This window comes from Citrobacter sp. Cf116 (genome assembly GCF_030336505.1).
In the GTDB taxonomy this organism is placed as follows: Bacteria; Pseudomonadota; Gammaproteobacteria; order Enterobacterales; family Enterobacteriaceae; genus Citrobacter; species Citrobacter freundii.
The window spans coordinates 409916-430712 of record NZ_JAOWEQ010000041.1; the positions used below are offsets into that span (position 1 = coordinate 409916).

At 54.5% G+C, this 20797-nt stretch carries 22 protein-coding genes; 4 read left to right on the forward strand and 18 right to left on the reverse strand.

Features of this window, described 5'->3' with window-relative positions:
• Positions 1–180 precede the first annotated feature (180 nt).
• The gene (gene nrdG, locus OGV74_RS22850) at positions 181–645 is read left to right on the forward strand and encodes an anaerobic ribonucleoside-triphosphate reductase-activating protein (protein WP_003839580.1); all 465 of its coding nucleotides are present in this window, start codon (positions 181–183) and stop codon (positions 643–645) included.
• A gap of 33 nt (positions 646–678) precedes the next feature.
• On the opposite strand, the gene OGV74_RS22855 is transcribed toward nrdG, so the two are convergent.
• The 11 genes from OGV74_RS22855 to pmbA form a co-directional block, all read right to left on the reverse strand.
• Positions 679–2592 (reverse strand): BglG family transcription antiterminator, encoded by a 1914-nt coding sequence (locus OGV74_RS22855; protein ID WP_003839574.1) that lies wholly within the window; start codon positions 2590–2592, stop codon positions 679–681.
• A gap of 21 nt (positions 2593–2613) precedes the next feature.
• Complete coding sequence (dagF, locus tag OGV74_RS22860) at positions 2614–3354, reverse strand: 2-dehydro-3-deoxy-phosphogluconate aldolase (RefSeq protein ID WP_086504847.1); 741 nt, start codon at positions 3352–3354, stop codon at positions 2614–2616.
• Entirely contained in the window at positions 3351–4469 is a 1119-nt protein-coding gene (locus OGV74_RS22865) for a DgaE family pyridoxal phosphate-dependent ammonia lyase (RefSeq protein WP_003025770.1), read from the reverse strand. The genes dagF and OGV74_RS22865 overlap by 4 nt, the downstream gene beginning before the upstream one ends.
• A complete protein-coding gene (locus tag OGV74_RS22870) occupies positions 4453–5586 on the reverse strand; it encodes an amidohydrolase/deacetylase family metallohydrolase (RefSeq protein WP_016149471.1) in 1134 nt (377 codons plus the stop codon). Before OGV74_RS22870 ends, OGV74_RS22865 begins: the two co-directional genes overlap by 17 nt.
• A 58-nt stretch (positions 5587–5644) precedes the next feature.
• Positions 5645–6289: a DUF4310 family protein gene (locus OGV74_RS22875; RefSeq protein WP_003830379.1), complete on the reverse strand. Its 645-nt coding sequence runs from the start codon at positions 6287–6289 to the stop codon at positions 5645–5647.
• A gap of 11 nt (positions 6290–6300) precedes the next feature.
• Positions 6301–7077, reverse strand: a complete 777-nt coding sequence (locus OGV74_RS22880; RefSeq protein WP_003025764.1) for a DUF4311 domain-containing protein — start codon at positions 7075–7077, stop codon at positions 6301–6303.
• A gap of 22 nt (positions 7078–7099) precedes the next feature.
• Positions 7100–7399 carry a DUF4312 family protein gene (locus tag OGV74_RS22885; RefSeq protein ID WP_086504846.1) on the reverse strand — a complete coding sequence of 100 codons (300 nt, stop codon included), beginning with the start codon at positions 7397–7399 and terminating at the stop codon, positions 7100–7102.
• A 2-nt stretch (positions 7400–7401) separates the two neighbouring features.
• Positions 7402–7764, reverse strand: coding sequence for an SFCGS family glycine-rich protein (locus OGV74_RS22890; RefSeq protein ID WP_003830384.1), 363 nt, complete (start codon positions 7762–7764; stop codon positions 7402–7404).
• Positions 7765–7774: 10 nt separating this feature from the next.
• The gene (locus OGV74_RS22895; protein ID WP_003025758.1) at positions 7775–8083 is read right to left on the reverse strand and encodes a glycine dehydrogenase; all 309 of its coding nucleotides are present in this window, start codon (positions 8081–8083) and stop codon (positions 7775–7777) included.
• Between the two features lie 330 nt (positions 8084–8413).
• On the reverse strand, positions 8414–8800 hold the full coding sequence (cybC, locus tag OGV74_RS22900; protein WP_003025756.1) for a cytochrome b562: 387 nt from the start codon (positions 8798–8800) through the stop codon (positions 8414–8416).
• Between the two features lie 46 nt (positions 8801–8846).
• Positions 8847–10199, reverse strand: coding sequence for a metalloprotease PmbA (pmbA, locus tag OGV74_RS22905; protein WP_032937740.1), 1353 nt, complete (start codon positions 10197–10199; stop codon positions 8847–8849).
• A gap of 95 nt (positions 10200–10294) precedes the next feature.
• Here pmbA and yjgA point away from each other — a divergent pair, with 95 nt between their 5' ends.
• Complete coding sequence (gene yjgA, locus OGV74_RS22910) at positions 10295–10846, forward strand: ribosome biogenesis factor YjgA (RefSeq protein WP_003025750.1); 552 nt, start codon at positions 10295–10297, stop codon at positions 10844–10846.
• A gap of 37 nt (positions 10847–10883) precedes the next feature.
• Here the strand turns inward: yjgA and OGV74_RS22915 are convergent, their stop codons facing one another.
• Positions 10884–11408, reverse strand: coding sequence for a GNAT family N-acetyltransferase (locus tag OGV74_RS22915; RefSeq protein ID WP_032932826.1), 525 nt, complete (start codon positions 11406–11408; stop codon positions 10884–10886).
• A gap of 69 nt (positions 11409–11477) precedes the next feature.
• Entirely contained in the window at positions 11478–12857 is a 1380-nt protein-coding gene (gene mpl / locus OGV74_RS22920) for a UDP-N-acetylmuramate:L-alanyl-gamma-D-glutamyl-meso-diaminopimelate ligase (protein WP_003025745.1), read from the reverse strand.
• Positions 12858–13032: 175 nt separating this feature from the next.
• Between mpl and fbp the strand changes: the two genes are divergently transcribed.
• Entirely contained in the window at positions 13033–14031 is a 999-nt protein-coding gene (fbp, locus tag OGV74_RS22925; RefSeq protein ID WP_003025742.1) for a class 1 fructose-bisphosphatase, read from the forward strand.
• 114 nt (positions 14032–14145) lie between these two features.
• Here fbp and OGV74_RS22930 read toward each other — a convergent pair whose 3' ends face one another.
• The 5 genes from OGV74_RS22930 to ytfQ form a co-directional block, all read right to left on the reverse strand.
• Entirely contained in the window at positions 14146–15258 is a 1113-nt protein-coding gene (locus OGV74_RS22930) for a methyl-accepting chemotaxis protein (RefSeq protein ID WP_003839560.1), read from the reverse strand.
• 103 nt (positions 15259–15361) lie between these two features.
• The gene (gene yjfF, locus OGV74_RS22935) at positions 15362–16363 is read right to left on the reverse strand and encodes a galactofuranose ABC transporter, permease protein YjfF (RefSeq protein WP_003025736.1); all 1002 of its coding nucleotides are present in this window, start codon (positions 16361–16363) and stop codon (positions 15362–15364) included.
• Complete coding sequence (gene ytfT, locus OGV74_RS22940; RefSeq protein WP_199880203.1) at positions 16350–17372, reverse strand: galactofuranose ABC transporter, ATP-binding protein YtfT; 1023 nt, start codon at positions 17370–17372, stop codon at positions 16350–16352. Before ytfT ends, yjfF begins: the two co-directional genes overlap by 14 nt.
• Positions 17373–17385: 13 nt before the next feature.
• Positions 17386–18888: a galactofuranose ABC transporter, ATP-binding protein YtfR gene (ytfR, locus tag OGV74_RS22945; RefSeq protein ID WP_016149467.1), complete on the reverse strand. Its 1503-nt coding sequence runs from the start codon at positions 18886–18888 to the stop codon at positions 17386–17388.
• Between the two features lie 102 nt (positions 18889–18990).
• Complete coding sequence (gene ytfQ / locus OGV74_RS22950; RefSeq protein ID WP_003025728.1) at positions 18991–19947, reverse strand: galactofuranose ABC transporter substrate-binding protein YtfQ; 957 nt, start codon at positions 19945–19947, stop codon at positions 18991–18993.
• Between the two features lie 309 nt (positions 19948–20256).
• Here ytfQ and ppa point away from each other — a divergent pair, with 309 nt between their 5' ends.
• Positions 20257–20784 (forward strand): inorganic diphosphatase, encoded by a 528-nt coding sequence (gene ppa, locus OGV74_RS22955; RefSeq protein ID WP_003025726.1) that lies wholly within the window; start codon positions 20257–20259, stop codon positions 20782–20784.
• Positions 20785–20797: the final 13 nt, after the last annotated feature.

The following is a 20797-nucleotide window of genomic DNA, read 5'->3' on the forward strand; positions in this document are numbered from 1 at the left end:
GACAGTATTATTGCCCGGCAATGCGATGCTTTTCGGGCCATTTTTTCCGCAACGCAATTCACGTCATAGCAAGGCAGCAAATGAGTGGGTCCCGGGGAGCTTACATAAGTAAGTGACTCGGGCGCACGAATGCAGCTAACGCAGCTATGGCGCGAATTGATAAGCGGATGAGAAGCGAAAATGAACTTTCACCAATACTATCCCGTCGACATCGTTAACGGCCCCGGCACCCGCTGCACGCTGTTTGTGTCCGGGTGCGTGCATGAATGTCCCGGTTGCTATAACAAAAGCACCTGGCGGCTCAATTCCGGCGAGCCATTTACCAAAGAGATGGAAGACAAGATCATTGCCGATCTGAACGATACGCGAATCAAGCGTCAGGGGATCTCGCTCTCCGGTGGCGATCCGCTACATCCGCAAAACGTGCCGGAAATCCTGCAACTAGTGCAGCGCGTTCGCGCTGAGTGCCCCGGCAAAGATATCTGGGTGTGGACCGGCTACAAGCTCGATGAACTCAACGCCGCGCAAATGCAGGTGGTCGATCTCATCAACGTACTGGTCGATGGCAAATACGTGCAGGATCTTAAAGACCCGGCGCTAATCTGGCGCGGCAGCAGCAACCAGGTTGTGCATCATTTGCGTTGATCTCCAGGCGGTTAATATTCTGTTTTCTGCCTCTCAAAAACGACTGACACACTCCATGGCGACCGTTTTGAACTCGGTGAAATTCCGGCATGCGCAGAGCCGCGTCATAGCGCGTTCACGCAGGAAGGTGACGAAAATATCGTAGATCGCCATCGCTTCTTCGTACTCGCTTTTACTGATGGCGAGCAAGAAGATCACGTGCGCGGTTTCATCGCCCCAGGCAATGCCCTGCGGGGCGAGGATAGTGTAAACCACCGTTTTCTTGGCCAGCAGACCGAGGGCGTGCGGCAAGGCAATGCTGTCACCCAGCATGGTGCTGACGATGGCCTCACGCTCAACCACTGAATCAAGGAACTCCGCGTCGACAAAACCTTCATCCTGCAACTGACGGCATAAGGTTTTGAACAACGTTTGTTGATCCATTGGCTCGTCAATTACACGAAAATGGGCGGCATCGAAGAATTTGTTCAACATCCACGGGCGGGTTCTATCCACCAGCACCAGTTTGCCAATTTGTTCCAGTTGATAATCGGTCGGAAACGGCGCAATCATCGCTACGGGCTTATCTTTTTCACCGATCCGCGCGGTAGAGATAACAAAATCTTCGCTAATGCTTTCCCGCTGTTCGTAGTCACGCAGCGTCACGGTATCGACGATCTCTATCTGCGGATACTTACGCGCCAGCACCGCTTCAATCATCCGCGCCATCGCATTTCCGGCATCGCATACCAGCAGAACCTTCGGCTGTCTCTGGTAACCGATGTTGTAACTACGCTCCAGCCCGACGCCAATATGCAGCACGAGGAAGCCGATCTCATTTTCACTGATGGTGTACGGCGTATATTTTCCCCATCCCGAGACGGCGGCCAGCGTCATGTCCCACGCCATGGGGTAGTGCTGTTTAATATTTTCCAGCAGCGGATTGGGGATCATTATCTGGTAACGCACCCGGGTGATCATCGTCTTAATATGCGTCAGCAGGTCAGCATGTAACTGTTTGTCATTCAACAGGTTGTAGTTGTACTGGGTGTTGATAAAACGCAGGATGTAATTGACCAACGCTTCGTCATCATCCGCATTGATAGCACTGGGCGCGATCTCTTGTACCTGGCGAGCAGCAATATGCACCTGTAGCCAGTTTTCTTCAGAAACGGAAAGCGGTTTGTCTGCCAGGCGGTGCAATACCGCCGCGATTTCCCGCGTGGCCAGGCACACCGATTGATCGGCCTCTTCTGCGGCAAAATCCGGGAGTGGATACCCTTCGCTAATCCGCCGTACCGCCACCGCGCAGTACAAGCGTAAAAACAGCTCGCCCTCATCGGTCAGACGAATATGAAAACGAGCGAAAATATCCTGCAAAACGGGCTGTAGCTGCTCAGGGATCCCGGCATTAAGCGCCTCCTGCATCACTAATGGGTGCTGCGGATCCTGCTGTGCCAGCGTCCACAGCAGATCGGTCAAACAGGCGCGAATCGCCATTTCGCTGCCGAACAGTTTCATGCCGTGACGGGGACGCGTTTCCAGCGTCAGATGATAACGTTGCAGATGCTCGCGCACCTCAGCCATATCGTTTTGCAGCGTCGCGCGGCTGATAAACCATTCATCAGCCAAATCTTCCAGCTTTAGCGAGAAAGCCGACGTCAGAAAACGCACCACCAGCCAGTGTATCCGTTCCTGGCTGGTTCGAGGGATGCGTAGCAACGCGTTGGGCTGCTGCGTTTGCAGGGTGTTATAACTAGCCGGATCGTCAATTTTGAGCTGATAACCGTTACCCCGGCTGAGGACAAACTGTGCGCCGTACTGGGTGAGCAGCGCGTTTAGCGCAGTGATATCCGCCCGTACGGTGCGTGTGGAAACCGACAACCGCTGCGCCAGCTCGTCCTGTGGAAGCGCTTCGTTTTGCAACATGTCAAACAGCTGTGCTAAACGTTGGTTGGGGAATCGCACGTCAGTTTCCTCATCAGTCAGTTAGCCTACGCAGGCCCGGGTCATCGCCATCAGCTGGCGTACGTCATCCGGACGAGTGTTACCACTCACCTTATCAATAATCGAACTATAGATGTGAGGAATGATTTTACTCACTCCGGCATCGAGGGCAATCTGCAGGATTTCAGTGAAATTATCCAGGTCGATACCGCCGGTTGGCTCCAGCCAGAAGTCATGACGGGCGCATGCCTGCGCTACGGCAATGTACTCTTCACGGCATTTCAGGCCGCCCATCGGGAAGTATTTAATCGAGCTACCGCCCATATCTTTGAGCAACGCAATCGCGGTTTCTACCGGCACAATACCTTCCGGCGTCTGGCTGCTCAGCGGACCGGTGGAGATTTTCACCCTGCCCGGCATGCCGGTTGGCGAGACCAGACCGTTGACTACTGTATCCTGCTGGCCCAGCAGCGCGCGACTGGTGGCCACGCCGGTAAAGACCTGATTAACATGCTGCGGCTGTACCTGACGGGAAATTTCACTGACCATCGCCGACTGGTTTGGGTCGCCTGCCCCCAATCCCACGGAGAGCGCATTGTCGATAAGCGCTGCGTATTCACGCATATCCGCTACTGCGCTTGCGACATCCGGGTAATTTTTTGACAACACACCAACCAGCACGTGTCCTTCCGCCGCCGCGTAAATATCCCGCGCATTTTCTTTGGAGCCTGCCAGCACGTTCAGGCAGACGCGGTCGCGATAAAAGTTAGGGGTCAGTTTCATACTTCTTTCTCCTGCGAAATCACTTCACCAATTCGACGGGCCACAATCTCCAGCTGCGCACGATCGACGCTGCGCACATCGGCTTCGATAATGCCTTCGTTAGCTTTGTAACCACGGAAGTAAATCGCGTACTCGCCTTGTTTCAGGGCTTCAACCAGTTCGCCCGTAGCGATCCCGGTTACCGCTTCATCAAACTTAATTTCCGTGCGTGCGATGTCGCGCCCTGCGCTATCCCACACCACGCGGGCGCTCACGCCGTTAAGCTGGTTCAACGCATTAATGAACGGCGTCATTTTCTCGACCATCTCCGCGCCACTCTCTTTCTGCGCGTTCAGATACAGTTCGATGGCGCAGGTTAGGCCAAGAATTCCCTCTTTCCCCACCTTCATCGCCCGGCCAATTCCCGCCGTCTGGCGTTTCACCCACTCAACGTACTGGGTTTTACCTATCACCAGACCGCTGGTTGGTCCTTCAATCGCCTTCGCGCCGCTATAAATAACCAGATCTGCGCCAACCCGGTAGTAGCATTGCAAATCTTCTTCCGCCGCCGCGTCCACGATCAGCGGCAGGTTATGCGTACGCGCCACCACCGCAGCCTGCTCCACGCTGAGCATACTTTTCTGGACGCAGTGGTGAGATTTGATATACAGAATGGCCGCCGTACGCGGTGTAATGGCCGCAGCCAGCTGCGCCGCGGAACATTCGTTGGCATAACCGGCTTCCACTAACTTACCGCCGCCAAGCGCCACCATGGTACCCACCGGAGCGCCAAAGTTGACGTTGTGGCCTCTGGGCAGCACGATTTCGTTGTTCTCGATGGGCGTGACGTGCAGGTTCTCCAGCAGCCAGTCGCTGTCTTTAACCAATACGCCAGCCACCGACAGGGCGATCCCCGCCGAGGCGCAAGAGACAACGGTTGCCCCTTCCACTTCCAGCAATTTCGCGATGTAGTCGCCGGTTTTATTGACCAGATCTTTCATCTCGAAATAGTGGTTCATCCCCGCCATCGCCGCTTCAACCACTTCTGGTCGCGGCGTGGAAACGCCAAGCGCCGTCATGCGGCCGGAGGTATTAATCACCTGTTTTAAATCGTATTTCTCAAAAATCGAAGGCATGTTCCGCGCTCCCTTGTTCGGTCATATAGCCCTTGCCCGCACGTATTGCGGCAAGCGGCACCAGCAGTTGTTCAGCCTGCAGGCTGTCGTTTTCTGCATCTACCAGCACGGTTGGCTGGCGCTTAAGCGTAAAGAGGGTTAAATCAGCATCCAGACCGACCTGCAGTCTCCCCTTCTGTTTCAGGCGCAGGCCGTCGGCAGCATTGGCGGTAACGCACTCAATGACCTGCGGAAGCGACATCCCAATGGCGAGAAATTTCGACATCACATTCGCCAGAGAATGCACCGGGCCGCTGATACGGTTGCGACAGTAAATATCGGAACTGATGGTGTGTGGCAAAATCCCCAGTTCAATAGCGCGTTTTGCCACCGCAAAGCTCAGGCTGGCGGTGCCATGCCCAACGTCGAGACGCACGCCGCGTGAAATCGCCCGCGTCACTGACGCCCGCAGCTCGCCTTGCGGCGTCAGAATGCGGTTCGGCTTACCGTTGTAGCAGTGGGTAATGATGTCACCCGCGCTCAGGCGCTCGGCGATCTCATCCAGGTCCGGCGGGTTGTTGCCGATGTGCACCATCAGCGGCAGGTCGCCGTTCTCTTTTTGCATCGCTTTGGCGCGATCCAGCGGCGTGATGCCATTTTCACCGACTACGCTGCTGCTCATACGTGCCTTCAGACCGACGATAAAATCAGGGTGGCGTTTCACCGCCTCTCGCACCGCATCAGCGTCAATATTGGCCATGTTGGCCAGCTCGTTCTGGGCGATAAGCCCAACGCGGGAGATATTCAGCAACGCATACACCTCGGTGGCAGCTTCCCGGGTCAGGGTGTAAAAATCGTCGATGTCATCCGCCCCGGTACTGCCCGCATCCACCACGGTAGTGACGCCGGTCGCAATACCGACGCTATCCGGCTGGTCGTGGTAAATCGGGGATTTCGGGTAGCAATGAACGTGGGAGTCAATCCAGCCTGCGCTGACGTAGCACTCGCCGCCCAGCTCAATGGTTTTCAGCGCCGGGCCATCAACGTCGCCCAACGCCGCGATCTTGCCGTCTTTGAGCGCAATATCGCTCACTGTATCGTCAACGAGGCGCGCACGGCGCAGGAGTAAATCAAACATCGCTCTCTCCTATGCCGGATGGCAGCGTAACCGCCTTATCCGGCCTGCAAATCAACAGTTAGCTAATGGCAATCGGGAAGATGGACCCGAGGATCATTGCCCCAAGGATCGCCCCGCCGGTAATCGGTTTTTGCCACAGATAAAACAGCAGCGCACCCGCCAGAGAACCGATTCCGATAGGAATAGAAGCCGTCATCGCGCTGAGGATAATCAACGGTCCGAGGAAGCGGCCGGAGGCGTTACCGGCCCCCATCATGACGTCCGCACCGTAGGTTGAGTCGCTCTGGTTGATGGTGAACTTACGCGCCAGAATGATGATGTAGCCAATCGCCAGACCAATCACCAGACCGGTGACCAGCGAGGCGGCAAAGTTGGCGACCGGGAAGATAATGCCCGCGCCCAGCAGCAGCGCCGGAACACCTAACCCAACCCCGGTCTGAATCGCCCCGCCGATATCCAGAATACCCACCAGCGAACCTTCAATGATGCGGGCAAACAGGAAACTTGCACCAAATGCCGCCACCGCCCCATAGGAGCCGGTATCCATTCCCGCCTTCAGCATCGCCACAAAAGCCACTTCGTTAAATGCGCCAATACCGTACAGGTAGTACATGTGCGTTCCGGCAAATACGCCGGATGAGAGCAGGCCCACGAAGATCGGGAACGACCAGTCAGCGAACCAAAAACCTTTATTCTGTTCCATGATGACCTCCGTTATTTGCCGCTGAGCGAGTTGTGGATAAGTTCGAGCCAGTTAGGCACGGTCAGATGGAAGGATTCGATCATCTTCATATCGAAACCGCGGAAGAAGCCGCTCAGAACAAACAGCGCGACGATAGCTACCATCATCACTTTCGTGACGTGGTTCCAGCCGCTTTCTTCAACACCTTTGCCGATCAGAATGCCGAGCACCAGCCCCGGAACGGCGTTGCCCATGATCAGCTGCGCCGCGCCACCAAAAACGGTGGCCCAGAAGCCGGATTTCTTACCGGCGTCGATCGCCGCCAGCCAGAAGATCACCGGCATCACGGTGTTAACCAGCAGGTTAGCCGCGGGCACCAGCACCTTGACGGCGGTAACCTGCAGCGCTTCCGGTACGGATGACGCAGTGAGGTTCAGGAAGGTCACCACGATCATCCCGATAACGCCGCAGGCAATTGCCATGCGCTTAGGATCGTGCAGCGTTTCACCGACGTTGCGATTTTTAATCATCAGCGCGGCGGCGCCCCAGTTGGGGATGATGCGATGGTCGACGTCCTGAGTGAACGCCCCCGCCGCAACGGAGGAAGCCCAGGCGTTAAAGAAGAAGCCCAGGCCGAACGAGAAGTGAGAAGCCGGATCCCCTTCGCAGGAATTCAGTTCTCCAAGAGTACGAAACGCGCCCATCCCTTGAGTGGTAGGCGCATGAAACATGCGTGCAGCCCCAGCGCCGACACCAACGCCAACCAACGCGCCGATGATGAGCGATTTTATTAATATTATCAGGAACATAATTATGCCTTTTAATAGAAAATCAGCGTTGCGTAACGAAATCCACCTTGTCGAGATTGATGGCAGTCACGTTGACGGTCACGTCCAGCTCCACGCTGAAAGTGCGTCTTTCCCGGCGCAAAAAGAGGAATAAAAACGCCTCTTTACGCACCGATTCACGCGCTTGAACAATCTGCACATCCTGTGGCTCAATACGCAGTAAGATATGCGGCGACGCTTTCATCACCGCAGCCTGAACGTGGTTCAGGGCATCGGCAAAGGCGCGAGCTTTGGTCTCGCCCTTACCCGTGACTCTCACCGTGGTGGTGAATTGCTCTTTCATGCTTAAGCGCCGTGTTTCTTTTGCCAGGCCTGCACCAGGCGCTCGCCGAGCTCTTCTTTGTCCATAAAGCCGAATCCCAGTACGTTGCACCCTTCGTTGATGGCGGTTACCCCTTCATCGACCGAACGCATGCCGTATTTCGCCTTGTAGCCGTATTTGGTCTGCGCAGTAATCGCACCCGCACCACCGCTGCCGCAAAACGAGATACCAAAGGTGGCGTTTTCCGCCTTCATCACGTCACCCAGCTTCATATCTGCTGCAACGCCCGGCACCACAACGGCACGGCCACCCGCTTTCTCTACGCCTGCCGCCACTTTCTGGCCTTTACCCAGACGATCGCCAATCACTACGGTAATCTGTTCCATCTTTTTCTCCTTAAAGGTTGTCTTTCGCGACTTCAAAGTGCACCGACAGCAGCCAGGCCTCTTCCTCAGGAAGATTGCCAAACTCGGCGACCACGTCGCGGGCAAGCGCCATTGACTCGGCAGATATTTCATCAAACAAGCTGGCATCGACTTCTGGTAAGGGTTCACCCGTTACCGAGCGGTGCGCCATGGCGCGAACATGCGACGTCAGCATTTGTTCCTGTACGGCGTTGGGAATAATGTTGCGTTCACGCAGCAAGGCATACACCTGCGCCAGCATGCGGTCGGCCAGTTCCACCGATTCCCCCATGTCATTCATTACAGCTCCGTTATTCACTCGTCTTACCCCGTTAATGTCTCTGAGGGTAAATTAGCGACGGAGGTTATAAGTTTGTAGCGAGTTGTTTTCCACTTCGAAGTGGAAAGGTGTGCAGCGATAGTGATCTGTGCCGCAAAAAGGGCTGGAACCACGATTTATCACCGGAAGAATGTGATTGAGATCGCAAGAGTGGGCAGCAAAATGGAAGGAAGTGCGAACAATGAATGGACGATAAAAATGAAAAAATGTGATGGGGATAGCGTTTACTTATGGGCGTGTAGTAGCGGGGATTTTATCCGGCCTACGGGTATGCAGGCCGGGTAGCGCAGATTAGCGGAACTTCTTGTGATTTTCGTTGCGCGTGGTTTTCAGCTCTTCCGCAACGGCTTTCGCCTCTTTAACTTTACCTTCGTTCGCCAGCTTCAGCGCGCCGTCAATCTGGCCGATCAGCGTGTCAAAGCCGTGGCGGAAATCTTTCATCTCCGGGCTGTCCGGGGATTTGTTTTCCAGCTTCGGCGGCGTACCTTTTTGCGCGTCCAGCGCGGCTGCACGCATTTTGGTTAACGCGTCTTTCAGTTCAGTCGCATTATCCGTTTTTTCGACAATTTTCAGGTTGTCGTTGAGGATCCCCATATCATCTTCGAGATCGGCTGCAAACGCAGAAGAACCAAGAACCAGCGTTGAAGCCGCGACGATCGCTAACAGGTGTTTACGCATTGCTCACTTCCTTTTTTATTATTAAAAATTAACGCCTTAACGAGTATTACTGCCCGGCGATTTTCATCTCCGGTAACAATACCGAACCACATTGGATATTACTGCGCGTTTCAATATCGTTCCCCACGGTCACAATATTGCGCCACATCTCTTTTAAGTTACCGGCGATGGTAATTTCACTCACCGGATACTGAATTTCACCATTTTCGACCCAGAAGCCCGCCGCGCCGCGCGAGTAATCGCCGGTAATGCCGCTTACGCCCTGTCCCATCAGCTCAGTAACCACAAGACCTGTGCCCATCTCTTTGAGCAACTGCTCGAAGCTTAGACCTTGTCCCGGAATTCGCCAGTTGTGGATCCCGCCTGCATGACCAGTGCTCTTCAGCCCCAGCTTACGTGCGGAATAGTTGGTCAGCAGCCACTGAGTCAGCACGCCTTCTTTAATAATGTCGCGGCGTTCGGTCCGTACGCCTTCGCTGTCGAACGGTGAAGACGCCAACCCTTTCAGCAGGTGCGGATGTTCTTCAATAGTCAGCCATTCCGGCAGAATTTGTTTGCCCAGCGAATCCAGCAGGAAGGTGGATTTGCGGTACACCGAACCGCCGGCGATCGCGCCGACCAGGTGTCCGAACAGTCCGGTCGCCACTTCGTTGGCGAAAATCACCGGCGCTTTCATGGTGGACAGCTTACGCGGAGACAGGCGTGATAAGGTACGGCGAGCACAGTCAGCCCCCACCCACTCCGGCGTTTGCAGATCGCCCATCGCCCGGCCAATGGTGTAGGCGTAATCACGCTCCATATCACCATTTTCTTCCGCGATCACGCAGCTGGAAAGGGAATGACGCGTGGAGCAGTAGCCCTGCAGCATGCCGTGGCTGTTACCAAACACTTTGATGCCATAGTGGCTGTTAAAGCTGCCGCCTTCGGTATTGGTGATACGCTTATCAGCCTGCAGCGCCGCCTGTTCAGCACGAGCGGCCAGTTCGATGGCTTCATCAGGGGAAACTTCCGCCGGGTGGAACAGGTCCAGATCGGGCGCATCAAAGGCCAGCAGTTCTTTATCTGCCACGCCTGCGCACGGATCCGGCGAAGTGTAACGTGCAATGTCCAGCGCAGCCTGCACGGTGCGTGCAATCGCCTGCGGGCTTAAATCGGTGGACGATGCGCTGCCCTTACGGTTCTGGTGATAAACCGTAATCCCCAGTGCACCATCGCTATTGAATTCGACGTTCTCCACTTCACCATAACGGGTGCTGACGCTAATACCCGTGGTCTTGCTCACAGCGACTTCCGCGCCATCCGACTTACCTGACGCTAATTCCAGTGCCGTCGAGACTGCTTCTTCCAGAATCTTACGCTGCGCTTCAACTTGTGAGATTACTTTCATCGCAAATGCCATAATGTAGAGAGAGTTTCTCTGAAGTCTAACAGAGAACCGTTTTTCAGTGCGCATCTTAACTGGTAACATTAGCCTCTTTTTTTAAGGAGCCTGAAATGACAAAGCAGCCCGAAGACTGGCTCGACGACGTTCCCGGTGATGACATCGAAGACGAAGACGATGAAATTATCTGGGTCAGTAAAAGTGAAATTAAACGCGATGCCGAGGAGTTAAAACGCCTGGGTGCGGAACTGGTTGATCTGGGGAAAAACGCGCTGGATAAGATCCCGCTTGATGCGGATTTACGTGCCGCCATTGAGCTGGCCCAGCGTATTAAGATGGAAGGACGCCGCCGCCAGCTGCAGTTGATTGGCAAAATGTTGCGCCAGCGCGATGTTGATCCTATTCGTCAGGCGCTGGACAAGCTGAAAAATCGTCACAACCAGCAGGTCGTTGTCTTCCATAAGCTGGAGCAACTGCGTGACCGTATGGTTGACGGTAGCGATGAAGCCATCGAAGAAGTGATGAATCTGTGGCCTGACGCCGACCGCCAGCAACTGCGTTCGCTGGTGCGTAACGCCAGGAAAGAAAAAGCGGGCAACAAGCCGCCAAAATCTTCCCGCCAGATCTTCCAGTATCTGCGTGAACTGGCGGAAAACGAGGCGTAATTCCGCAAAGGATGCCCCATCCCTTGGGGCACCACCTTTACAACGCCATCACATGATGGCGCAAATCCTCATTAAAGCGCTGGTAGCATTCTGCATCTATTGCGTGCGGATAGCTCAGCACAATCAGTTCATGGTCAGCAATCCCCTGATGATACGCCGGATGCGTATGCGGCCATTCATTCGCACAAAACCCCATCGACTCATAAAAGCGTAAACGTTTATTAGCGATATCCGTTGTTAACGGATCAATCTCCAGAATCGTCATCGGAGAACGGGTGAGAATAGTGTGTAACACCTTTTTGCCATAGCCTTGCGAACGTAGCGCGCCATCAATCGCCAGATGCTCGATATACATATATTCGCCGAAATCCCAGCAACCGCTGAGCCCCACAAATGTCGTACCGTCAAACCACGCTTCCAGCGCATAGTGCGGGTTACTTAACGCCAACTGTTTCGCTGGCATTTCCCGCTGCTCATGCCAGGGAAACGACTGAGCGTAAAGCGCATCCAACGGGAGAAAAAGTGCCGAGGTGGTAGACGCTATTTTTTCGCGAGTGAGCATAGTTAATACCGTTGTAGACAATCACGACCCTGCCAGAAAAACGTTATGCCTGTACCGCCTGGCGTTATTTTACTCTTCCGCTTCTGCCTGAGCTTTCTTCGCCAGGCCATCCAGCAGTTTTTGATGAATACCACCAAATCCGCCGTTGCTCATCACCAGAATGTGATCGCCTGGCTGCGCGGTTTTCACCACCATATCTGCCAGGGCATCCACATCGCCACTCCAGTGTGCCGGCTGAACGCAGGCTTCAGCGACTTCGGCTACCTGCCACGGAATATGCGGAGGTTGCAGCAGGAACACTTCGTCCGCACGGCCTAGCGACGGCGCCAGATCGTCTTTGCACAGGCCCATTTTCATGGTGTTCGAGCGAGGTTCCAGCACTGCGATGATGCGCGCCGTACCGCCCACTTTACCGCGCAACGCCGCAAGCGTTGCCAGAATGGCCGTCGGGTGATGGGCAAAATCGTCATACACCGTCACGCCATTGGCTTCACCGCGCAGCTCAAGACGACGACGGGCGTTAATGAATGAACCGAGCGCATTAGCTGCATCTGCAGGCACGACGCCCACATGGCGCGCAGCCGCAATCGCCATCAGGCCGTTATGCATATTGTGCTCGCCCACCAGGCCCCACTTCACTTCGCCGACTTTTTCACCGTCCAGCCATACTTCCCACTCAGAAGCATCGGTGGTCAGTTTTTTCGCCTGCCAGTGACCTTGTTCGCCCACCAGCTCTTGTTCGCTCCAGCAGCCCATCGCCATCGTTTGTTTCAGATTGATGTCGTTTTCCGGGTAGATGATGCGTCCCTGGCCCGGCACGATACGCACCAGATGGTGGAACTGTTTCTGGATCGCTTTCAAATCGTCAAAGATGTCCGCGTGATCAAACTCAAGGTTGTTGAGGATCAGCGTACGCGGGCAGTAATGCACGAATTTAGAACGCTTGTCGAAGAACGCGCAGTCGTACTCATCCGCTTCAATCACGAAGAAGTCGCTTTCGCCCAGACGCGCAGAAACCTCGAAGTTACCCGGTACGCCGCCGATCACAAAGCCAGGCTTATAGCCGCAGGCTTCGAGGATCCAGGTCGCCATTCCGGCGGTGGTGGTTTTGCCGTGCGTACCCGCAACCGCCAGTACCCAGCGGTCGCGCAATACAAAGTCATGTAGCCACTGCGGGCCAGACATGTACGGAATGTTCTTCTCGAGAACCGCTTCCACGCACGGATTACCACGGGTCATGGCATTGCCGATGATCACTAAGTCCGGCTGCGGGTCAAGCTGGCTGGCATCGTAACCCTGAATCAGATCAATGCCTTGCCTCTCAAGTAAGGTACTCATCGGCGGATACACATTGGCGTCCGAACCGGTTACTTCATGACCGAGCGAGCGCGCCAGCATCGCCAGACCGCCCATGAAAGTGCCACAAATTCCCAAAATATGAATGCGCATACGTCACTATCCTTTTTTAATCTGGGGGCCATTTTACGCACATGTCCGGCAAGTGAGAAACGCATTTCAGGATATTCCGCAGTTTGCTGGCGCGATTCACCTAAGCGCAACAATGGAAATATTTGTTAATATTGTTGCGGTCGCTTTACTCCACATAAATTGCAGGGAAAGTGTTATGAAAACGTTAGGTGAATTTATTGTCGAAAAGCAGCACGAGTTTTCTCATGCTACCGGTGAACTCACTGCTTTGTTGTCGGCAATAAAGCTGGGCGCCAAGATCATCCACCGCGATATCAACAAGGCCGGTCTGGTCGATATCCTGGGTGCCAGCGGTGCTGAGAACGTGCAGGGAGAGGTTCAGCAAAAACTCGATCTGTTCGCGAACGAAAAACTGAAAGCTGCACTGAAGGCGCGCGACATTGTGGCGGGCATTGCCTCGGAAGAAGAAGATGAAATCGTCGTCTTTGAAGGCTGTGAACACGCTAAATACGTTGTGCTAATGGATCCGCTGGATGGCTCATCCAACATCGATGTTAACGTCTCTGTCGGTACGATTTTCTCTATCTACCGCCGCGTAACCCCAGTCGGCACACCGGTCACGGAAGAGGATTTCCTGCAACCGGGCAACAAGCAGGTTGCTGCAGGTTACGTGGTTTATGGTTCTTCCACCATGCTGGTGTACACCACCGGCTGTGGCGTGCACGCCTTCACCTACGATCCTTCTCTGGGCGTATTCTGCCTCAGCCAGGAACGTATGCGCTTCCCGGCGAAAGGCAGCACGTACTCCATTAACGAAGGTAACTACATCAAATTCCCGAACGGCGTGAAGAAGTACATTAAATTCTGCCAGGAAGAAGATAAGTCAACCCAGCGCCCGTACACCTCGCGCTACATTGGCTCTCTGGTTGCCGACTTCCATCGCAATCTGCTGAAAGGCGGGATCTACCTGTACCCAAGCACTGCCAGCCACCCGGAAGGGAAACTGCGTCTGCTGTATGAATGCAACCCAATGGCCCTGCTGGCCGAGCAAGCGGGCGGCAAGGCGAGCGACGGTAAAAATCGTATTCTGGATATCATCCCGGAAAGCCTGCACCAGCGCCGCTCCTTCTTCGTGGGTAACGACCATATGGTTGAAGATGTAGAACGCTTTATCCGCGAGTTCCCGGACGCGTAAGCGCAACATCCGGCCTACAGCACGCTGCAGGCCGGATAAGCGAAGTGCCATCCGGCACAATACGGTGATATTGCCGGATGGCGGCGTAAACGCCTTTATCCGGCCTACGCACGGTTAGGCTGTCTGTAGCTTAAATACGGCCATTGCTTCGATTAGCGCTGAAGACTGTTCTTCCAGCGAGCGGGTAGCCGCTGACGACTGCTGTACCAGCGCCGCATTTTGCTGCGCCGTTTCATCCATCTGAATCACCGCAATATTCACCTGCTCTATGCCGCGACTCTGTTCCTGGGACGCACTGGCAATTTCACGCATCAGTTTGGTCATGCGCATGACTTCATTGGCAATCTCATCCATGGTTTCGCCCGCCTGCTGCGCCAGTTCGCTGCCTTCCCCTACGTGGGTGTGCGAATCGCTGATTAACGTGCGGATCTCTTTGGCCGCCTCGGCGCTGCGGCTGGCCAGATTACGTACTTCACCTGCAACAACCGCAAAGCCCCGCCCCTGCTCACCGGCGCGCGCCGCTTCAACGGAAGCGTTGAGCGCCAGGATATTGGTCTGGAAAGCAATACCGTCGATTACGCTGAGGATGTCGGCGATTCGGCTGGAGCTGCCGGAAATATCGCGCATTTTCTCGATCACATAGCACACCATTTCACTACCGCGATCGGCGGTATCCGACACCGATTTTGCCAGTTGGTGAGCCTGTTCCGCGTTCTGCGCATTCTGTTTCACCGTCGCCGTGAGTTCTTCCATGCTGGCGGCAGTCTGCTCCAGTGAAGTGGCTGTCGATTCAGTGCGTTGCGCCAGATGCTGGTTCCCGGCCGTCAGTTCACGACTGCCAATATCAATTTGCGAACTGGCATCGCGTACGCGTTGTACCGAGTCGCCCAGCGCATGGCGCATGTCATCCATTGCCGCGTTCAGGCGGTTGAATTCAGCGCTGGCCGACAGCGTGGTAACCGGTGATAAATCCCCCGTCGCCAGACGTTCCAGTTGCTCAACCATATTATCCAGCGGTTTGAGAAACTTATTTCGCAGCATAAACCAAATAACCGCCAGCAATGCGATAGCAGCCAACATCGCAGCGCTCATAATACCGTGATAAATCAATGATGTAATGACACGCGTCGAGGCATATAGCCCCATACCACCGGTCAGTAACAGAAGGAAAGTCAGCAAAGACAATAACACCAACAAACTTGATCGAATTGAAAGGGATTTTGGCATCGTTATATTTCCGGTTGTAGGGTTAAAACAGACCTGTACAGAACCTATCGACTACAACCGGAAAAAGTTTAGGTATTTAAATGTTTTGTGCAAAATCAGGATGTTACTTTGGTGTTGCCGCCGTACCCACTCGGGTAACCGGCGAGCTTTGACGATTTTCCCAAAGCACCGTCAGGCCGCGTTGTAACGCTATAAAAATAAACAATAAAATGCCAATCGCGATCTTCGTCCACCAGGAACTTAATGTGCCATCAAAATTAATGTAGGTCTGGATCAGCCCTTGGATCGCCACGCCAAATAGCGTACCCAACACCGTTCCCACGCCGCCGCTTAGCAGCGTTCCGCCAATCACCACTGAGGCAATCGCATCCAGCTCAACGCCAACGCCCGCCAGCGCATAACCCGCCTGGGTGTAAATGGAAAACACAATGCCGGCAAGCGTCGCCAGCCCGGTAGACAGCATATAAATGCGGATCGTTGTGCTGCGAGTAGAAATGCCCATCAGGTTAGCAGAGGTGGCGTTGCCGCCAATGGCGTAAACCTGATTACCAAAGCGCGTACGGTGCGCAAGGAAGATGCCAATCACCACCACGCCCAGCATTAACAACCCCATCGCGCTCAGGCGACCGCCGCCAGGAATTTTCCATGCCAGACTGGAGAGCGTGTCATAAATCGGATGGTTAATTGGGATCGACTCTTCAGAGACCAGATAGCTGACGCCGCGCAGGAAGAACATTCCCGCCAGAGTGATAATAAATGCTGGGATCTTCAGCGCATCAATCAGTAACCCCATAAATGCGCCAAACGCGCAGCCCATCAGCAAAATCAGGGGGAACGCCAGCAGCGGGGAAATACCCCAATAGCCAATGGCCTTCGCCAAAAATACGCCGGTAAACGCGATCACCGAGCCAACGGAAAGGTCGATCCCGCCAGAGAGGATCACGAAGGTCATGCCCACGGCAATAATCCCTAAAAAAGCGTTATCGGTCAGGATATTGCAAATCACCCGGGTGGAAGCAAAAGCTGGAAACTGCGTCAGGCAGTAAAGGTAGCCCAGCACAAACACGCCGAGGGTGATCATCAGCGGTAAATTACGTTTTATCATGACCACGCACTCCTTTTATCAGGCTGATAAAGCGTTGTGACTGCACGACCAGCACACACAACACCACCACGGCTTTGACCACCTGATTCAGTTCCGGCTGGAAGCCCGACAGCAAAATCCCGGTGTTCATGCCCTGAATAATCAACGCGCCTACCACCGACAGCAGCAGGTTAAAGCGCCCGCCCATTAGCGAGCCACCACCGATGACTACCGCCAGGATGGCATCCAGTTCCAGCCATAATCCGGCGTTATTGGCATCTGCCCCACGAATATCCGCCGTGACGATAATGCCAGCGATAGCCGCGCACAGGCCGCTCAACACATAGGTGAGCATCACGATAATGCGGGTGTTCACCCCAGCGTTTTTTGCCGCATGAATGTTGATACCCACCGCTTCGATAAACATACCCAGCGCCGTTTTCCGCGTCAGCAGCCAGAACACCACCAGCGTGAGCAGTGCAATAATTACCGGCGTAGGGAACAGTAAGAGCGAGCCGCTACCAAACCACGACAGCTCGGGCGAGTTGAAAGTGACGATTTGCCCGGAAGTGATAAGCTGCGCCACTCCACGCCCGGCCACCATCAGGATTAGCGTGGCGACAAACGGTTGGATCTTGAGTATGGCCACCAGAATCCCATTCCACAGCCCAGCCAGAATGCCGGAGCCTAAGGCGGCAAGCAGCACCACCGGTAGACTGTGCCCGGCCACCGTCATCGCCGCAGTAGTGGCGCCAGCAATAGCCATGACGGCCCCCACGGAAAGGTCGATGCCGCCGGTGGCAATCACCAGCGTCATACCAATCGCCAACAGCGCCACGGGAGCGGCGCGGTTGAGAATATCAATCGGGCTACCAAACAGCCGACCATCCTGCAAAATCACCTGGTAGAAGTGCGGGGCGACCAGGCTATCCACCAGCAGCACCAGCAGTAACGCCACCAGTTGTGGCATCCCCTTTGGCCAACGGAACCGCCGTTTAGGCGGATTGGATTGAGGGAGAGATTGAGGCATCACCATAGTCTCCTTAGGCCGCAATGGCGTTCATGATCGCCGGTACGGACAGTTCAGCCAGTGGGATCTCGGCCACTTGTTTGCGATCGCGCATAATAATGACCCGATCGGCATAGCCCACTAACTCTTCCAGTTCGGATGAAATGACCAGCAGCGCCAGACCATCCGCGCACAGCGTTTCGATCAGGCGGATGATCTCGGCATGTGCGCCGACGTCGATCCCACGCGTGGGTTCATCGAGGATCAGGAATTGCGGTTTGGTCAGTAACCAGCGCGAGAGCAATACTTTTTGCTGATTGCCGCCGGAGAGAAACTCGATCGGCTGTTCAGCGTTGGGGGTGCGAATTCCGAGCTGGCGGATAAAACGCTCGGCAATCTCGTTTTGTTCTTTCCGTGGGATAGGCCGCAGCCAGCCGCGCTGCGCCTGCAATGCCAGAATGATGTTTTCCCGCACCGAAGCGGCGGCAATAATGCCATCCGTTTTGCGATCCTCCGGACAGAAACCGATCCCCAGACACGAAGCCTGATGCGGCGATCGCAAGGTCTGCGGTTTGCCTTTGATCAGCGCACTTCCGCTGTCGGCGGGTTTAATACCGAAGATCACCTCTGCCGTTTCCGTTCGCCCGGATCCCAGCAGCCCTGCGAGACCGACGATCTCACCGGGACGCACCTGTAGATCAAACGGCGCGATGGTGCCTTTTTTGCCAAAGTCGCTAAAGGCCGCCACCGGCTTATCGCTAAGCAATGTGCGGCCCGCACGCTGTAGCGCATGGGTATCCAGTTCGCGACCCAGCATCATTTTGACCAGTTCAATTTGCGGTAATTCCCGGGTTTCACGGCAGCCAACGAAGCCGCCGTTACGCAGAACGGTGATGCGATCGCTGACCTGATAAACCTGATCGAGGAAATGAGTGACGAAGATCAGGCTGACGCCCCGATCGCGCAGATGACGCATCAGGCCGAACAGCATTTCAACTTCCTGGGTATCGAGGCTGGCGGTCGGCTCATCGAGGATCAGCACTTTCGCGGAGAGATCGATCGCCCGACAGATGGCGACGATTTGTTGCATCGCCACGGAAAAGCGGTTCAGCGGCTCACGCACGTCAAGGGAAAAACCGTATGACGCCATCAGCTCCGTCGCGCGTTTTTCCATCTGCTTGCGCTGAAGCAGGCCAAAACGCCGCGGCTCACGGCCAATAAATAAGTTATCGGCAACCGACATATTGGGCAGCAGGTTCACTTCCTGGTACACGGTGCCAATCCCCAGTTGCTGGGCATGGGCGGTGTTTTTGGGGGAGATCGGTTGGCCTTCGAGCCAGATAGTGCCGCGATCTGCATGGTAAACGCCGGTCAGCGCTTTGATGAGCGTCGATTTGCCGGCTCCGTTTTCCCCCAGCAGCGCCATAATTTCACCGCGACGCAAGCTGAAATCCACGTTATCCAACGCTTTGACGCCGGGAAAGAACTTGCTTAATCCTTCGGTGCGGAGGATTTCCTGATGTTGGTCGGTGGTCATGATTCCCCCTGCATCACGCCGGATGGCGCTACGCTTATCCGGCCTACAAAAGAGCGTAATGTAGGCCGGGCAAGCGCAGCGCCCCGGCATTTTCATGAAGGCTTAGTAGCCCATGTTTTTCTTCTTCTCTAACTCTTCTTTCGCCGTATCCGGCAGATAGAGGATCGACTTGGTAATGGTCAGCTTCTCAGGCATCGTGCCGTCTTTTTTGAATTTCTCCAGCGCGTCGAATGCCGGACCGGCCATATTCGGCGTCAGTTCGACGCTGGCGTTGGCTTCACCGTCAATCATCGCTTTGTAGATATCCGGTACGCCGTCGATAGAACCGGTGAGAATATCTTTGCCGGGTTTCAGGCCCGCTTCTTTGATCGCCTGGATAGCACCGATCACCATGTCATCGTTGTGGGCGTAAACCATGCAGATGTTCTTGCCGTTGTTTTCTGCTTTGATAAAGCTCTCCATCACTTCTTTCCCTTTACTGCGGGTGAAGTCACCGGACTGAGAACGGATAATTTTGATGTTTGGCGCACTGGCGATGGCTTCAGCAAAGCCTTTTTTACGATCGATCGCCACGCTGGCCCCGACGGTCCCTTGCAGCTCAACGACGTTACACGGCTTGCCGTCCACTTGTTTAATCAGCCAGTCGCCAATCAATTTGCCTTCCAGCACGTTGTCGGCGGTGACGGTGGTCATATAGAGAGATTTGTCTTTTACATCGATGGAACGATCAAGCAAAAAGACCGGAATGTCGGCATCTTTCGCTTCTTTTAAAACCGGCTCCCAACCTGTTGCCACGACCGGCGCAATAAAGATGGCGTCGACGCCCTGCGCAACAAATGAGCGAACTGCTTTAATCTGGTTTTCCTGCTTTTGTTGGCCATCAGCGATTTTCAGCGTAATTCCCCGCTTTTCGGCCTCGCTTTTCGCGACGTTGGTTTCTGCTGCGCGCCAGCCGGATTCAGAGCCAACCTGCGAAAATCCTACGGTTAAAGGGGCTGCCATTGCCATAGACGACATGGCTGCCGAAACTGCTGTGACTAAAAGTAAGCGCTTCCACATAAGTGCGTCCTCGTAGGGTGATTATTGTTGGTTAATTAACCGTTGCGAAAAAACTATAGACAATTGAGCATGTAACGGATTGCGTTACATCACACTTCAAAAAAGTAAATAAAACGTTAATCACAACTTTGTAATCGCTTTCATCTCGCTATGAAAAATGCGGCTGAAGATATGGATTTTTCTGTCACGAGAGAGAGGCGAAAAGAAGAAAATGCACGCAGAGAAAGCGAAAACAAGCGGAGACATTCCGCGCGAGTTGGCTATAATACCCGCCACTTGTTTGCCATAGCTTATTTAAAGGAAACAGACATGAGCTTACTCAACGTCCCTGCCGGTAAAGACCTGCCGGAAGATATCTACGTTGTTATCGAGATCCCTGCTAACGCAGATCCGATCAAATACGAAGTTGACAAAGAGAGCGGCGCCCTGTTCGTTGACCGCTTCATGTCCACCGCGATGTTCTATCCGTGCAACTACGGTTACATCAACCACACCCTGTCTCTGGACGGTGACCCGGTAGACGTTCTGGTCCCGACTCCGTACCCGCTGGAGCCAGGTTCAGTGATTCGTTGCCGTCCGGTTGGCGTACTGAAAATGACCGACGAATCCGGTGAAGATGCGAAACTGGTTGCGGTACCGCACACCAAGCTGAGCAAAGAATACGATCACATCAAAGATGTGACCGACCTGCCGGAACTGCTGAAAGCGCAGATCACCCATTTCTTCGAACACTACAAAGATCTCGAAGCTGGCAAATGGGTAAAAGTTGACGGTTGGGACAACGCTGAAGCCGCTAAAGCTGAAATCGTTGCTTCCTTCGAGCGCGCGAAGAAGTAAGTTGGCTTTCTAA

What these genes read in the sequence shown, in the direction of transcription:
- ytfQ (WP_003025728.1), bottom strand. Translation starts at nt 19,947, where the DNA reads ATGTGGAAGCGCTTACTTTTAGTCACAGCAGTTTCGGCAGCCATGTCG.
- OGV74_RS22875 (WP_003830379.1), bottom strand. Translation starts at nt 6,289, where the DNA reads ATGGAACAGAATAAAGGTTTTTGGTTCGCTGACTGGTCGTTCCCGATC.
- dagF (WP_086504847.1), bottom strand. Translation starts at nt 3,354, where the DNA reads ATGAAACTGACCCCTAACTTTTATCGCGACCGCGTCTGCCTGAACGTG.
- OGV74_RS22865 (WP_003025770.1), bottom strand. Translation starts at nt 4,469, where the DNA reads ATGCCTTCGATTTTTGAGAAATACGATTTAAAACAGGTGATTAATACC.
- OGV74_RS22930 (WP_003839560.1), bottom strand. Translation starts at nt 15,258, where the DNA reads ATGCCAAAATCCCTTTCAATTCGATCAAGTTTGTTGGTGTTATTGTCT.
- mpl (WP_003025745.1), bottom strand. Translation starts at nt 12,857, where the DNA reads ATGCGCATTCATATTTTGGGAATTTGTGGCACTTTCATGGGCGGTCTG.
- OGV74_RS22870 (WP_016149471.1), bottom strand. Translation starts at nt 5,586, where the DNA reads ATGTTTGATTTACTCCTGCGCCGTGCGCGCCTCGTTGACGATACAGTG.
- OGV74_RS22915 (WP_032932826.1), bottom strand. Translation starts at nt 11,408, where the DNA reads ATGCTCACTCGCGAAAAAATAGCGTCTACCACCTCGGCACTTTTTCTC.
- OGV74_RS22890 (WP_003830384.1), bottom strand. Translation starts at nt 7,764, where the DNA reads ATGGAACAGATTACCGTAGTGATTGGCGATCGTCTGGGTAAAGGCCAG.
- ytfT (WP_199880203.1), bottom strand. Translation starts at nt 17,372, where the DNA reads ATGCCTCAATCTCTCCCTCAATCCAATCCGCCTAAACGGCGGTTCCGT.
- ytfR (WP_016149467.1), bottom strand. Translation starts at nt 18,888, where the DNA reads ATGACCACCGACCAACATCAGGAAATCCTCCGCACCGAAGGATTAAGC.
- pmbA (WP_032937740.1), bottom strand. Translation starts at nt 10,199, where the DNA reads ATGGCATTTGCGATGAAAGTAATCTCACAAGTTGAAGCGCAGCGTAAG.
- cybC (WP_003025756.1), bottom strand. Translation starts at nt 8,800, where the DNA reads ATGCGTAAACACCTGTTAGCGATCGTCGCGGCTTCAACGCTGGTTCTT.
- ppa (WP_003025726.1), top strand. Translation starts at nt 20,257, where the DNA reads ATGAGCTTACTCAACGTCCCTGCCGGTAAAGACCTGCCGGAAGATATC.
- fbp (WP_003025742.1), top strand. Translation starts at nt 13,033, where the DNA reads ATGAAAACGTTAGGTGAATTTATTGTCGAAAAGCAGCACGAGTTTTCT.
- nrdG (WP_003839580.1), top strand. Translation starts at nt 181, where the DNA reads ATGAACTTTCACCAATACTATCCCGTCGACATCGTTAACGGCCCCGGC.
- yjfF (WP_003025736.1), bottom strand. Translation starts at nt 16,363, where the DNA reads ATGATAAAACGTAATTTACCGCTGATGATCACCCTCGGCGTGTTTGTG.
- OGV74_RS22895 (WP_003025758.1), bottom strand. Translation starts at nt 8,083, where the DNA reads ATGAATGACATGGGGGAATCGGTGGAACTGGCCGACCGCATGCTGGCG.
- OGV74_RS22885 (WP_086504846.1), bottom strand. Translation starts at nt 7,399, where the DNA reads ATGAAAGAGCAATTCACCACCACGGTGAGAGTCACGGGTAAGGGCGAG.
- OGV74_RS22880 (WP_003025764.1), bottom strand. Translation starts at nt 7,077, where the DNA reads ATGTTCCTGATAATATTAATAAAATCGCTCATCATCGGCGCGTTGGTT.
- yjgA (WP_003025750.1), top strand. Translation starts at nt 10,295, where the DNA reads ATGACAAAGCAGCCCGAAGACTGGCTCGACGACGTTCCCGGTGATGAC.